4 protein-coding genes are annotated in these 14,492 nt (G+C 72.3%); all 4 read right to left on the bottom strand.

Going from position 1 to position 14,492, the window contains the following annotated elements; all coding sequences use genetic code 11:
• Positions 1–934, bottom strand: a 934-nt coding sequence (locus VF794_RS17460) for a protein kinase domain-containing protein (protein ID WP_331111831.1), incomplete at its 3' end; no start/stop codon positions are given.
• Positions 935–939: 5 nt separating this feature from the next.
• Positions 940–3,303, bottom strand: coding sequence for a penicillin-binding protein 1C (pbpC, locus tag VF794_RS17465; protein WP_331111833.1), 2,364 nt, complete (start codon positions 3,301–3,303; stop codon positions 940–942).
• A complete protein-coding gene (locus VF794_RS17470) occupies positions 3,293–9,046 on the bottom strand; it encodes an alpha-2-macroglobulin (RefSeq protein ID WP_331111835.1) in 5,754 nt (1,917 codons plus the stop codon). The genes pbpC and VF794_RS17470 overlap by 11 nt, the downstream gene beginning before the upstream one ends.
• Positions 9,043–14,358 carry a hypothetical protein gene (locus VF794_RS17475; RefSeq protein WP_331111837.1) on the bottom strand — a complete coding sequence of 1,772 codons (5,316 nt, stop codon included), beginning with the start codon at positions 14,356–14,358 and terminating at the stop codon, positions 9,043–9,045. The genes VF794_RS17470 and VF794_RS17475 overlap by 4 nt, the downstream gene beginning before the upstream one ends.
• Between the last annotated feature and the right edge of the window lie 134 nt (positions 14,359–14,492).

The following is a 14,492-nucleotide window of genomic DNA, read 5'->3' on the forward strand; positions in this document are numbered from 1 at the left end:
CGCGGCGCAGCCACGGCGGCACTCGCGTCCCCGTGGGGGCGGCGAGCACCCGGCCGGCGAGCACCTCGGCCGAGAGGTCGCGTACGCTGGAGCCGGCGAAGGGGCGCTCACCGTAGAGGGCCTCGTACAGGGACACGCAGAAGGAGAACTGGTCGGTCCGGGCGTTGGCGCGGGCCCCTGAGGCGAGCTGCTCCGGGGCCATATAGGCCGGGGTGCCACCCGTTACGGGCGTCGCGTCCTCGCCGGGGGTGGCGGTGTGGGCCAGTCCGAAGTCGGTGATGCGGATCCGGCCATCCGTGCCCACCAGCAGGTTCTCGGGCTTGAAGTCCCCGTGCACCACCCCGGCCGCATGCGCGGCGGCGAGGCCCTGGCCCGCGTCCAGGAAGAGGGCCAGTACCTGGCGCCAGGTGCGTGGGGCCGCCTGCATCCACTGACGCAGGGTCTGGGCCTCCACCAGCTCCATGGCCAGGAAGACCTGCTGGTCGAAGGTGCCCACGTCGTACACGGGCACCACGTTCGGGTGGGAGACCCGGGCCATGGCCTGGGCTTCCCGCAGCAGGTGCTGGCGGCCCTCCTCGGCATCCAACCCGAGGGCCGTGGCACGCAGCAGCTTCAGCGCCACGCGCCGGTCGAGCTCCGGGTCATAGGCCGCGTACACCACGCCCATGCCCCCGGCGGCCAGCTTCTCCAGCACCAGGTAGCGACCCACGGCGGTACCGCGCTCCAGCACGGCCTCCGCGCCAGGAGAGCGGCCGGGCCGCACCGTCGTCTCCAGGGACGAGAGTTCGCCCGAGGTGTTGGCGCGCATGGCCTCCGCGACCATCCGTCGGCAGGAAGGGCAGGAGTCCAGGTGCCCGTCCACTTCCGCCTCGCGTGCCGGTGCCAGCTCGCCCAACAGCAACTGCGTGAAGGTGGCTTCGTTCAGGCAATGCATGGGCGTCAGTCCTCGACCACCACCGTCACCGGCTGGCTCACCTGGGGGCGGTGCACCATGGCCGCGGTGATGGTGTGCTGGCCCGGGCGCACGCTCCAGCGGAACTCGTGCGGGTACGTCACCGTGGCCACCGGCACCCCATCCACCAGCCACACGATGGGCTCGGTGCTCGGCGTCACGTCCGCCATCAGCCGCAGTGTCGAGGCCGACGCGGGCGTGTCCGGATCGTACAGCAGCCGCACCGTGCCCTTCGGCTCCCGGATGGCCACCTTCGGCTCCAACTCCTCGGGACGGCTCGGGCACAGCGGGCTCTCGCGCAGCGGGGCGATGTCCAGGTGCTGCCGCCGCGCCCACTGCGCGTACTCCTCCGGCAGCGCCAGCATCACCCGCGTCACCACCTCGCGCTCCGCACAGGTGGCGCCCGCCCGCAGGCCGTTGCGCCGGTCCAACCGGACGCCCACGTGGAAGGGGCAGGTCTGTGTCGGGGCCGTGCCCGGGACGAACCACTCGCTCTTGCGGTGGGGACACTCCGGCCCGGACAGCCGGCCCGACAGCGGGCACACGTCGATCGCCAGCGCGCCCATGGGTGGCGGGAAGGTGTCGAGCACCGGCCGGTACGGGCGCCACACGGGCATCACCGCGTCGAGAATCTGGTGCACCGCGCCGGCCGCGCCGAGCAGCCCGCCCAGGCCATTCATCCGGCGCCAGTCGTGGTTGCCCACCCAGACGGCCACGAGCAGTCGGTCGCTGAAGGCCACCGCCCAGGCGTCGCGGAAGCCCTGGCTGGTACCCGTCTTCACCGCCACGGCGTACGGGTAGTCCAGCGCGCTGCCCGAGGCGAACGTCGGCCGCCGGGCCAGCGGGTCCGCGAGGATGTGGCGCACCAGTTGCGCCGCCTCGCGCGTCATCAGCCGGCGCGAGGGTGCCATCGGCTCGTCGACGAAGCGCCGCAGCGGGCGCGTCTCGCCCTCGTGGGCCAGCACCAGGTACAGCCCCGCAAGCTCCTCCATCGTGACGTGCAGGTTGCCCACCGCCATTCCCAGCCCGTAGCGGTCCGGCTCGTACGAGATGCGGCCCACGCCCGCCTTCTCGAAGAAGCGCAGCGTGGGCTCCACGCCCACCTTCTCCAGCACCCGCAGGGCGGGGATGTTGCGCGAGTTGCCCAGCGACTCGCGCAGCAGCATGGGCCCCAGGAAGGAGTGGTTCACGTTCTCCGGCGCGTAGGTGCGGCCATTCTCCGTCCGCAGGTCCATGGGTGTGTCCGCCAGCTCGGTGGCGGCGGTGACGACGCCCTTCTCCAGCGCCAGCCCGTAGATGAAGGGCTTGAGCGTGGAGCCCGGCGAGCGCCGCTGCTTCACGAAGTCGATGGCGCCCCGGTGCTCCTCGTTGAAGAAGTCCCGCGAGCCCACGTACGCGAGGACATCTCCCGTCTCCGTGTCCACCACCAGCGCGGCGGTGTTGCCCGCCCCCGAGCCATCCAGCCGGTTGAGGTTGTCCTGGAGGACGTTGGCCACCTTCGACTGAATCTCCAAATCCAAGGTGGCGGTGGAGATGGGCTGGGGGCGGGAGCGGGCCAGCGCGCTCCATTCCAGCACCGCATGCAGGGCCTCGGGCATGCGCTGGGGCCGGGGCACCAGCCCGAGGTCCGCTCCGAGCGCCCGCTCCAGCTCCTCGCGTGAGAGGGCGCCCTGCTCGTGCAGCGTGCGGAGGATGCGGTGGCTGCGCTTGAGGGCTCGCCGCAGGCCGTTCTCGCTGTACGGGTTCATCCTCCCGGGCAGCTGCGGCAGGCCCGCGAGGAAGGCGGCCTGCGCCCAGGACACGTCCTCCACGGGCTTGTCGAAGTAGAGGCGCGCGGCGCGCACCACCCCGTGCACCCGGTTGCCATAGGGGGCGATGGCCAGGTACTGGCGCAGCACCTTCTCGTGGCCGTGCCCGTGTACGAGCAGCAGGGCCTCCAACGCCTCGCGCACCTTGTGCCAGAGGTTGCGCGCCCCGGGCGTCTGCATCCGCGCCACCTGCATGGCCAGCGTGGACGCTCCGGAGATGACGCGCAGGTTGCGCACGTTCTGCTTCAGGGCCCGCCCCACCGAGGGCAGGTACACGCCCGGGTGCTCGTAGAAGTGCCGGTCCTCGGTGACGAGCGTGGCCTGGACGATGCGCTCGGGCAGCACATAGGGCACCGGCCAGTAGCCGAGCTCCCCGCCCGCGCCGGGCACCTCGCCCAGGTACGCGCCCCGCCGGTCCAGCACGAGGCGCGAGGGCTCGTAGGCGCGCAGGTCGTCCTGGAGGCGGGAGAAGAACCACGCTCCCGCCGTCACCAGCACCAGGACGAGCGCCGCCCTCCGCCACCGTGTGCGGCTACTGCTCATGCTCTCCCTTCACCACGATGCGCAGGCCCTCGCCCCGGCCACGCACCGACTGCCGGTACATCATCTCGGCGAAGGGCGCCGGGTGGACGAAGGAGCCCTCGGTGGAGGCGCGCACCCGGAAGTGGAAGGTGTGCGTGCCGCGCGGCAACTGGAGGAAGTAGTAGCGCACCTCGTTGTCCAGCCGCTGCACGTAGGCCGGCTGGAGCGAGTCCGCCTGCGACGGCTTCGCGTCCGAGGAGGCATTCGCCAGGTCCGGGTTCATCGGCTCGAGGCCCGCGGCGAAGGGCACCACCAGTGCCACGTGCGCGCGGTCCTCCTCGGAGACGAGGCGCGCGTGCAGCTCCAGGATGTCGCCCACCCGTAGCTCCTTCACCTCGCCGGTCTTGTCGTCGAAGTACGTCTGCTCGGAGCCGTCCGCGTGCAGCCACGTGGCGTTGCGCGAGACGATGAAGCCCTGCTTGAGCGCGGTCACCTTGTCCCCCGGCAGGGCCGGCACGTACGAGGCCTCCACGCGCAGGCCCACCGGCCCGCCCTTCACCGTGGCGGAGAGGGGCGCATCCCCCGCCACCTGGGTGGTGGCCGTCTTCGTCTCCGCGTTGACGCGGAGGTTGGCGCCCGACGAGAGCGCCACGGTGGTGTCCGGCACCGCCGGCCTCGCCTTCTCCATATAGAGAGCCAGCGCGCCCAGGGCCCGGCGGTTCTCATACGTGCTGCCGAAGCCCGTCTCCGCGTTCGCGTAGGAGAGCAGGGCGTCGCGCACCTGATCCAGCCGGGGATCGGCCGGGGAAATCCTCACGAGGGCCTCGAAGACGGCGGCCACGCTGGAGGGCTGCGAGGTGAGGAAGCCGTAGTTCCACCACGAGGCGCGACGCCACTTGAGGCCCTCGAAGACGGGCTTGCCCTTGTTCAGCTTGATGATGACGCTGTCCCACAGCTCCTTGCGCAGCACCTCCAGGTTGGCGGTGTAGCGCGTGGACTGGGTGGACAGGGTGGAGGCGAGGTCCGCGAGGCTCTGGATGTCCAGGCGCTCGCGCAGCTGGAAGAGGTCGATGAGGTAGTGCTCGTCCAGCGCGCCCACGCGGGTGAGGGCCCGCAGCGCCGCCGTCTGCTGGCTGTAGCGCCACTCCTGCACGAGGCCCGGGTAGTCGCTGCGCAGCACGCGCTTGAGGCCCTCCACCGCGCGCGTCAGCAGCTTCTCGTCCACCTTCAGGCCCGCGCGCCGCGCCGCGTCCAGGAACTCCACCGACAGCGCCGTCACCTGCACGTCGCCCGGACCGCCCGGCCAGAAGGCCAGCAGGCCCTGCGCGTCCTGGTACTGGGCCATCTCCTCCTGGAGGCGCTGCACGTGCGCCGAGATCTGCTTGCCGAAGGGCGTGCGCAGCTTCAGCTCGCTGAGCGCCGCGCTCAAGGCCACGTCCGGGTAGAGCTGGGCCAGCTTCTGCTCCAGGCACCCATGCGGGTAGTCGGAGAGGTACTCCAGGCCCGCGTACAGCTCGAGGACGCCGGGCACGGAGGTGAGGAGCACGTCCTGCGAGGCGGTGCCCGGACGGGCCGGCTCGGGGATGGGCCGGAGCGAGGCACTCCCAGCCTTCAGCGTGTCGAAGTACGCGAAATGCTCCACCGTGCGGTCCGGCAGCACGGGCAGCTTCACCTCGAAGGCATCCCCGGCCTTGTCCGACTTGCGCTCGATGTCCACCAGCACCTTGAGGGACTGGGGCTCGGACACGTCCGCGTTCTTCACGGTGATGGGGGTGACGAAGCTCATGGCCCGGTTGGCCTGGAGTTCCACCGAGGGACTCAGCGGCTGGGCCTCGGCCGGGCCGGTGATTTGGATCTTCACCGTGCCGGGGCCGCCGCTGCCCTCCACCACCCGGCCCAGCGCGCCGCCCCAGAAGCGGTCGCCCTGGCGCACGAAGCGCGGGAGCTGTGGCTGCACCAGCACGGGCAGCCGCACGCGCAGCGTCGTCTGCTTGTAGCCGAAGCGCTGCAACCCCGAGGCCACCACCGCGCGCACGCGGAAGTTGGTGAGGTCGTCCGACAGCGGCACCTGCACCGTCAGCTTGCCGGAGGCCGGCACCTGGAGCGTGGCCTGGTAGTAGGGCACCGTCTGGAAGTTCTTGCGCACCACGCGCTTGCTGCCACCCGCCTCCTCCTCTTCCTCGGCGCCGTCACCGCCGGGCTCCTCCTCCTGCTCGAAGAGCTTGCCCACCAGGCTGTTGCGCGTGTCGCGCAGCGTGGTGCCGCGCGTGTTCTCCCGGATGAGCTCGTCCAGCGGATTGAGCGTGCCTTCCGGCGAGAGCGACAGCACGGCCTCGTCCACCAGCCACAGCGTCACCTCGCCGGACAGGGCCTTGCCCTGGTCATCCTTGAGCGTCAGCTCCACCGGCACCGTGGCCCCGGGGCGCGCCGTCTCGGGATGTTTGAGCTCCACCGCCACCGTGTTGCGCGCGGGCTCCACCTTCACGTCCACCGAGGCCCCGAGCGTCTGCGGCCGGTAGCGCGAGTCGTCCTTGTCCCCCTCGCCGAGGCGGCCGCGCATGAGCAGCACGTGCACCGGCACGTTGGGGACGTGCTGGGCGCGGATGGCCAGCTCGTGCACCGCCTTGCCGCCGGACACCTCGTGCCACGTGTAGGTGTTGCCGCCCGGCTCCTCCACCACCACCAGCGCGCGGCCCTCCTGGAAGGGGCTCTGCACGATGAGGCGCGCCGTCTCGCCCGGCTTGTAGGAGTCCTTGTCCGGGGTGAGCCCGAAGACGCCCTGCCGCGACTTCTGCCAGGCGATGGGCGTCTGGCCTCCCACGTACAGGTCCGCCGTCAGCGTCTGCACCCGACCCAGCTTGTCTCGCGCCACCAGCTCCACCACGTACACCCCCGCCTCCTTCAGCTCGAAGGGCGGCGAGACGGGCTTCTCGTCGGTGGTGAGGGTCTTCTCCGCGAGCTTCAGGTCCTCCTGCTCGGTGACGTAGCGGGCCTCGCCCGTGGCGAAGTGCGTCTCGCGCAGCTGGCTGTGCCAGATGCGCTTGTAGAGGCGCACCAGCACCTCCTGTCCCTTCACCGCCTTGTCGTTGATGCCCACGGCCAGGATCTCCGGCGTGAGCGTGAAGGGCTTGTCCGAGTAGCGCGGCAGCTTCATGCCCAGCACGAAGGGGGGCAGTGCCCGCACCTCCTGCGCCGCGGACACGGGCTGGTTGTCCGCGCCGGTGACGGTGGCCTCGAAGCGGTAGATGCGCGCCGAGCCGTCCAGATCCAACGCCGGGTTGACGCTCATCTCGTCCGCGCCCGCGTCATCCAGCGTCGCGTTGCGGGTGATGACCTCGGGGGCGCGGCTCTGCCCCTCGCGGGCGAACTGGGTGCTGGAGGCGAAGAGGTAGCCCTCGCGCCCCTTGGGCACGTAGTAGTGGGGGCGCCGCGTCACCGTCCAGGCGATGGGCTGCCCGGCCACGTTGCCGCCCGCGTAGTAGCGCGCCACCGCCTTCACCTTGAAGGGCCCATCCAGGCGCGCCGTCGCGGGGCTGTTGAGCTGCACCTCGAAGGTGGGGACGCGGTACGCCTCCACCCGGAAGTTGCGGCGCGCCAGCGTCCTCCCCGACCGCGCCTCGTCCAGCACCACCTGGAACTCGCCGGTGGGCACGTCGTTCTCCTGGAACTCGGCGGAGAAGCCGTGGAGCGCCGTGAAGGACAGCGGCAGGTTCCAGCGCTGGTCGCCGGGCCCGTCCACGTGGAGCACGTACTGCTTCGCGTCGCCCGGCGCCACGAAGTCACCTCCCACCTCGTTGCGCAGGAAGCCCTTGATGTAGACCTTCTCGCCCGGCCGGTAGATGGGCCGCTCGGTGAAGATGAAGCCGCGCAGCCCATCGTTCGGCGGCGGCGGCGTCTGCTGCGTCAGCCACTCCAGCCAGCCCGAGGACGACGACCAGTGGTTGTTGGCGAAGGCCGCCGGAGGCTCGCGCGGATCCAACACGAGCAGATCCTCGCCGTTCTGCACGGAGAGGCGCTCGATGCGGATCCAGTCCGTCCTCGGGTCGAGCGTCGCCTGGCCCGCCGCGTCCGTGGTGAGCTCGTGTTTGAAGGGCTCCTGGAGCGTCTGGCCTGGGTGCTTCGGGTCCGGCACCCGGCGCTGACCCTCCAGCACGATGCGGGCCCCGCGCACCTCCTTCGCGTCGTCCAGCGTGCGCACGAAGAAGACGGCCTGGTCCCGCTCCTCCACCGTGGAGAGCGAGAGGTTGGTGACCTGCACGCGGACGTAGGAGCGCTCGGGGGCGCCGGTGAGCCGCCGCAGGCCGACGAGGTACGTGCCGGGCCGGGCCTTGCCCAGCACGGGGTTGACGAGGGAGGCCAGGTCCAACCCGAAGGTGGTGGTGCCGCCGCGCTTGGGCAGGGGCAGGTCCACCAGCTTGGAGACGAGCGGCGAGCCCAGCAGCCGGATGTGCGCGGAGAGCTGGTCCTCGCCGATGTAGCCGGGCGTGGCGCTCACGGCGGGCTCCTCGCCGGGGAAGGGGGGCGGGCGCTCCTCGTTGATGACGATGGGCCGATTGGGGAAGGGCCACAGGCCGGGGTGGAGCGGATCCACCCGGTAGATGCGCACGTCCGCGCGTGCATCGCCGTAGCCCTGGAGCGGCAGCATGCGCGGCCCCTTGGCCTCCACCACGGCGGTGGACTGCACCCAGCGCAGGAAGGGCTGCTTGAAGTCCAGGTGGAAGAAGACCTGGAGGTCCCCCGGGTCCCGCAGGGGCCGGCCGCTGTCGTCGCGCAGGGGCGCGGCGGCGATGCGCATGCGGTAGAGCGTGTCCGGCACGAACTTGCCGCGCAGCGCCACTCGGCTGCCGTACGACTGGAAGTGCAGGTCCGGCACCGCGGGCTCCAGCCGCACCAGCTTCTTGAGCGTGGTGAGCGTGAGGCCCTCCACCGACGCGGAGAAGACGAGCTGCGGCAGGTCTCCCTGGTTGCCGCACGAGAGCGCCATGTCCCGAGGCGTGGAGGCCCCGCCCGTCAGCGAGAACTGGCTCCCGCCGCACTGCACCTGCTGGAGGTGGAAGGCGGGGCGCGTGGACAGCCGGCCCACCCACAGCACCTTGTCCTCGTCCCCCAGCGCGAGGCTGACGTTGACGCGTAGCTGCTTGCCCTCGGGCACGTCCTCCTCGAGGGTGATGGCGTAGACGGCCTGCTCGCGCTGGCTGCCGCGCGGAAGCTGCGACAGCGTCCAGTCCTTCAGCACCCGCGTGGGCGAGTCCGCCAGGCCCGGCAGGTCCCTCACCTCCAGCCGGAGCATCTTCTTGAGCGCGGCGAGCGGCAGCGCCTGGGGGAAGGTGAGGGTGAAGGTGCGGAAGGGCCTCAGGTCCGTGCTGTCGGGGCGCGGCGACATGTCCGAGGGCGCCGACATCATCGTGGTGAGCACCTTGCGCGCGCCGCCCGCCTCGAAGGAGAAGCGGGCCAGCGCGGGCCAGGGCTCGGCGGGGCGGAACTGGAGCGTCTTGCGGTCCGCCCAGAACCACTGGCCGGGCCACGTGGGCGTCACCTTGAGCAGCTTCGCGCCATCGTCGGCGCTCTGCTTGCCGGGCCCGACGTTGTCGGGGAAGTAGGCGGTGACGGGGTCGAAGCCGCGCAGGAACTGGTCGGGGAGGAGCTTCACCCCCCCGCCCTCGGGGCGCTGGCTCTCGTCGGCGGGACGGTATTCCTGGGCCCGCGCGGGGACGGCCGCGAGCAGCAGGCAGAAGGAGAGGAACGCGCTCGGGAGCGGCTTCACGGGTTGGCTCCGATTCGATTGAAGAAGTCGCGCAGGTACTCGTCGGGGACTTCCGTCTTGGCGCCGGCGAGTCCCACGAGGACGGGCTTGAAGGGGAGGGGGCGCTCCAGCGTGGAGGGAGCGTGGATGGCGAGCAGGTAGCTGCCCTTTTCCAGGGCGAGGAACTGCTGGCAGCCCTCGCCCAGCACGCGCTGGGCGGGGTCGAGCACGGTGCACTGGAGCACCTCGGCGGGCACCTGGAGCCCCAGGCCGACGTGGCCGGCGGAGGCGGTGCTGAAGCGGAAGTAGCGCGTCTGTCCCGGCGCCACCCAGCCCTCCTCCTTGGACACGCCCTCGGTCAGCTCCTTCACCGGCTCGTGCGTCCAGGTGGCGGTGCCGGAGAGGGGCTGGTCCGCGAAGCCGCGCACCATGAGGCGGTAGGTGCCGGCCTTCAGCAGTCGGTCCAGGGTGCAGCCCCGCTCCAGGCCGGCGACCAGCACGGTGGTGTCCTGGCTGAGACCGCAGACGCCCGTGTCGGCGCGCAGGTGGACGACGGCGTCGGCGGGCACCGTGAGGGTGCGCTCCACCGTCTCGCCGGAGAGGCGCAGGGCCTTCGCGGCGGGCAGCTCCGGCAGCCTGGCCTTGGAGCCGGGAGGCAGCAGGGCCGAGGCCATCGCTTCCGGCGGAGCGAGCACCGCGCGCAGGCCGCCCGGGTTCGTCTCCATGAGGAGCTCGCCCCGGCGACCTGGAGGCACCTGGACGTCGCAGCCCTCGAGCCGCGTCCCGTCCTCGAGCGTGGCCACGCACCGCGCCGCGCCCGTCACCGAGAGCTGCCTCGGGCCCGGCGAGGCGCCGAAGACGAGGAGCTGCCGGCCGGGTACCCGATACGTCGCCTCGAAGAGGCTCGCGAGCGATACGGCCGGCTTCGCCGCCTCCACCGCGAACACCTCCGTCTGTACCCGGGAGGAGGACGGGGACCAGACGAACACCGCGCCGCCCGTGCCGCTCAAGACACAGCGGGTGAGCGTGTCGCCCGGAGCGCACAGGTCCACCGCTGTGCCCTTCGCGTCCACCAGCACGGCCCAGGCCTCCTGGGGGAGCGAGAGCTGCACGCGTGCCGGCTCGTTGGGCATCATCAGGCGGACGGCGGGGCCACCGCTCCACGTGAGGTCCTGGAGGCCGGGCGTCAACGGCAGGGCCGAGGAGGGCACGGGGATGGCGAGCCGCGTGAGGGTGGCCTCGCCCTTCTCGCTGGCGGGCGTCCACCAGCGCGCGAGCGACTCCTCCGTGGGGCCGGTGGCCGCGAAGCACTGGGAGTCCCGCTGCACCGCCGCGCCGCCCTCCAGCCGGCACGCCGGGTAGGCCGGATCACCGAAGGGCACGCCCACGCGCAGCAGGTGCAGGGCCTGGCGCGAGCGCTGGCGCAGCAGCGTCACGTCCCGGGCCAGCGGGGCCCGCTCCTCCTGGGGATCGTCCAGCGTCTCCACGCGCTCGGAGAGGGAGAGCTTCGTCTCGGCGGTGGCGCCGGGCGCGCCGAATACCCAGGCGCCGGCCTCGAGCGAGGCCTCGGGGCCGCACGGCCGCAGGGGGCCCTGCCGCGAGGCGGGCAGGCAGAGGACACCGCGGCCCGTCTCGTAGCGGCCGGGCCTGTCCACCTGCGCGCTCACGGCCTCGCCCGCGGGAAGCCTGCCACCGGAGAGCGGGCGGAGCGGCCGGGTCGCCACGCTGGTGCTCACCTTGGTGGGCTGGCCGAGCGTCCAGACGCGCACGCGCCACGGCGTGGTGCCCGGCTTCAGCAGCGCCACGCACTCGCGGACGTCCATGCGCCGCCCCAGCACCACGCCCCGCTCGTCCTCCAGGGCGCAGGAGAAGGGCGTCTTCGCGCGCAGCGTCAATTCCTGGAGGGCCTCGGCGGGCACGGGGGGCAGGGTGGCGCGCACCACGCCGGTGCTCACGTCCAGCGTGCCGCCCTCGGCGAGCACTCCCGCCTCGGTCACCTGGGCCACCGCCACGGACACCTCGGTGGGGCCCGGCTGCTGCGTCTGGCTCTCCAGCACCAGCGTGTAGTGGCCCGCGGGCAGGGGCTCGGCGATGGCGCAGTTCCAGTCCGCGCCATGGTCCGCGCTCTCCACCACCAGCCGCTCGGCCCCGTCGAAGATGCGGCAGCGCACGTCCGTGCGGCCGCGCGTGAACAGGCGCAGCGTGCCGTCCACGGGCAGCACCAGCGGGAGTCGGCCGGGGACGCCCACGTCCTTCACCATGGGAGGCGCCAGCACCTCGGTGCGCAGGTACAGCCCGTAGGAGATGGCCACGTCCCCGCGGCTGTGCTCGGCCACCAGCGTGTAGCGTCCGGGCTCCAGCGTGAGGGCCTGGCCCGCGGGCGGCGGCGAGTCCTCCGACGGCAGCGGCTCGGCGACCGCCGTCGGGGCGCTCTCCTCCTCGCTCGACGGGGGCGGGGCCTCCTCCGTGTATTCGGGCTCGGGGGCCGGCTCCGGCTCTCCCTCGCCCTCTCCGCTCTCGGAGTACTCGGAGGACTCCTCCGAGGGCTCCTCGGAGTACTCGGGCTCCGGTGCCGGTTCCTCGGGTGGGGGTGGAGGAGGCGGCGGTGGCGGGGCGTACGTGCTCTGCGGGGCGATGACCTCCACGGGCTTGAGCGCGCCCTCCGCGGCGACGGTGTAGAGCCGCCCCTGCATGCCGTGCGTCAGCGTGAAGAAGATCTCCATCCGCGCCGGCACGTCGAAGGAGAACTCGTCCTTGCCGTCCTTGCCGAGGTCCGCCCGGTACCACTTGTTGAAGAGCACCGGGTGCGCCTTGTTGCCCTTGAGCACCACCGGAGGCTCCACGCGCTCCAGCGCGGTGCGGCGCATGGACTCCACGGTGAGGGGAAGCTGCGTCCACAGGTACGTGCCCCTGGCCAGCCGCATCGACTGCTCGCAGGGTGTGGGCACCGTCACCACCGGCCAGCCCTTCGGGTCATCCAGGCGGCACTGGAGTTGCGCACCCGGCGCGGCGGTGGAGAGGGTGTAGTCGTCCGCGCGCGGCACCGTGAGCCGCTGCTGGATGAGGTCACCCGCGTCGACGCGGTAGAACACCTCGCCATCGGCGCGCACCCCCTCCGCCGTCTTCACCTCGCGCCGCTCCAGCAGCACGGCCCCACGGCCCTTGCTCTGCCCCGTGGTACGCGCGGTGAGGAGGTAGCGGCCGGGCCGCAGGTACGAGGACACGAGGCAGTTGCGCCCGCGCCCCCCACCCTGGGCGCTGCCCACCTGCTGCACCACCGGCGTGCGGATGCTGCACTCGGTGGCCAGCAGCCCTTGCGTCGTCACGTGGTAGAGGCCCTCCTGCTTCACGTCGAAGGTGAGCGAGTGCGACGCGCCGCGATCGAAGTCGAACCAGACGGGCGCGGACGGTTGGAGCGCGGGCAGTGGCGGGAAGTTGGGCGCGTACGTGCTCAGCGGAGGCGGAGGCGGCGGAGGCGGCGCGGGCCGGTGCACCAGCAGGGACAGGGGCGCGCTTCCCGGCTGGGCCAGCGTGAGCGTGCCCCCGGTGGACGGAAGCTGGCAGCGCCCGTCGCGGGCCTCCACCTTCGTCCCGTCCAGGGTGCACGAGAAGGGCACGCCACCGGACGCGCGCACCTCGGCCGGGCCCCCCCTGGCCAGGGGCAGCTCGAGCGGACCCGGGCCGTCGAGCACCACCGGCAGGGGCTCGGTGAGGGTGAGGGGCGCCGGGCGCAGGGCGAGGCCCCGCGGCGAACCCGAGACGCGGTTGGTCACGAGGCGGTAGGTGTCCTCCTTGTACAGCTTCAGGCGCGGCAGCAGGCACGCCGTCCGGGTGGGCGTGTCCTCCGTCACGGTGCGGCCCTCGGTGGCCAGGGTGAGCCGCTCGATGCCCTCGGTGCCGCCGTACAGCTTCAGCTCGTACACGCCGGGCGAGGCCGTGTGGGGGATGCGGCACGTCTCCGCCTTCGGGTCCGTCTCGACGAGGCGGGTGCGCTTGGGGCCGTCCACCAGGTACAGCTCGCAGCGGCCCCGGCGCTCGCCGCTCGTGGAGAAGACGTAGCGACCGGAGCGCGTCACCCGGAACCACACGGTGGCGGACGAGCCGTCGTAGTTGAAGGCGCGGCGGAAGGGACGCTCGGGGCCCACCTCGGGCCCGTCGAAGCCGACGGGCACCCATTGGTCCGGCGTCTCCTGCTCCACCATGCAGCCCAGGGGCGTGCTGTCCGTGTCCAGGGGCACCTCGTGGAGGCCCACCAGGTACTCGCCGCTGGAGGGGGCGCGGAAGCGCAGCGACTGGGCGCCCTGGCCGTAGCTCCCATCCGTGAAGTCCCCCGTCGTGAGGCGCGCCCACTGGAGCAGGAGCCGCGTGCCGGGCTCCCCGCGCAGCAGCGCCACGTGCCGGCCCGCGCCGCTCGCCACCGCGCCGCACTGGGGGATGAGCGCCTTGCCCTGAATCTGGCAGCCCGCCTCGGGGGAGTCGGTGACGTTGCTGGCCCCCTCATTGGAGAGGCCATGGAGGCTCACGCGGCTGGAGGACTGCGTGCCGCCCTCGCGCGAGAGGAAGACGGCGGTGGGCCCCGAGGGCAGCTCCACCGCGCTCATTCCCCAGGGCGGCAGGGTGACGCTCAGCGAGCGCTCGGGCGGGGCCTTCGGGAAGCCGTAGGCCATGGAGAGGGTGTTGTCGTCCTTGCCCTCGGTCCAGTCCTTCGGGGCGGTGCCATAGGCGGTGACGAGGTAGGTGCCGGGCTCGAGCGTGGTCTCCAGCCACCACTCGTATTGAGGCTGTCCCGAGCGGGGATGGGTGGAGGCATCCTTCACCTCGACGGGCTCCAGCCACGCGCCGTTGCGCCACAGCCGCACGTCGCCGACGGTGCGGCCGGACACCCGCAGGGTGACGGGCTGGCGCTGGTCGAGCTTGAGCCAGAAGGAGGCCTGGTGGCGCGGGGCGAGCACCTGGCGCACCTCGCGGCCCTGCTCCAGGAGCACCGGCTGGGCGTTGTCCTCGGTGTACTCCACCGCCCGGAGGTCCACCTTGCCCCGGGTGCCCTTGCCCTTGGTGCGCGAGGCCAGACGCAGCTTGTAGGTACCGGCGTCGAGGAGCAGATCCAACTCGCAGTTGGAGCGGCCCGCGGCGCCGCTGTGCGCGAAGGGGCCTCGCACGTGGTCGACCAGCTCGCACCCGGTACCGGAGGGGGTGCGCGCGGTGAGGACGACCCGGGCGGCGCGATCCAGGGTGACGATCGTCTCCTGACTGCCTTTCGCCGGAACGGAGGGCGGCGAGAGGCTGACGGCGTGCAGCAGGAGGAGGGAAACCGACAGCGGCGAGAGGAACATGGAGGCCTCGGGGCCCCCTCAATAACAGCAATCGGCGGGCCACCCCAGGCGGGCATTGCTTCCACGCGGCGTGTGGCCGCGCGGAGCCGGTGATGCGGTCCAGGTGCCGCGGGCCGGGGTGCCATCACTCGTAG

This window comes from Archangium sp., assembly GCF_036389735.1.
GTDB lineage: Bacteria > Myxococcota > Myxococcia > Myxococcales > Myxococcaceae > Archangium.

What these genes read in the sequence shown, in the direction of transcription:
- VF794_RS17475 (WP_331111837.1), bottom strand. Translation starts at nt 14,358, where the DNA reads ATGTTCCTCTCGCCGCTGTCGGTTTCCCTCCTCCTGCTGCACGCCGTC.
- pbpC (WP_331111833.1), bottom strand. Translation starts at nt 3,303, where the DNA reads ATGAGCAGTAGCCGCACACGGTGGCGGAGGGCGGCGCTCGTCCTGGTG.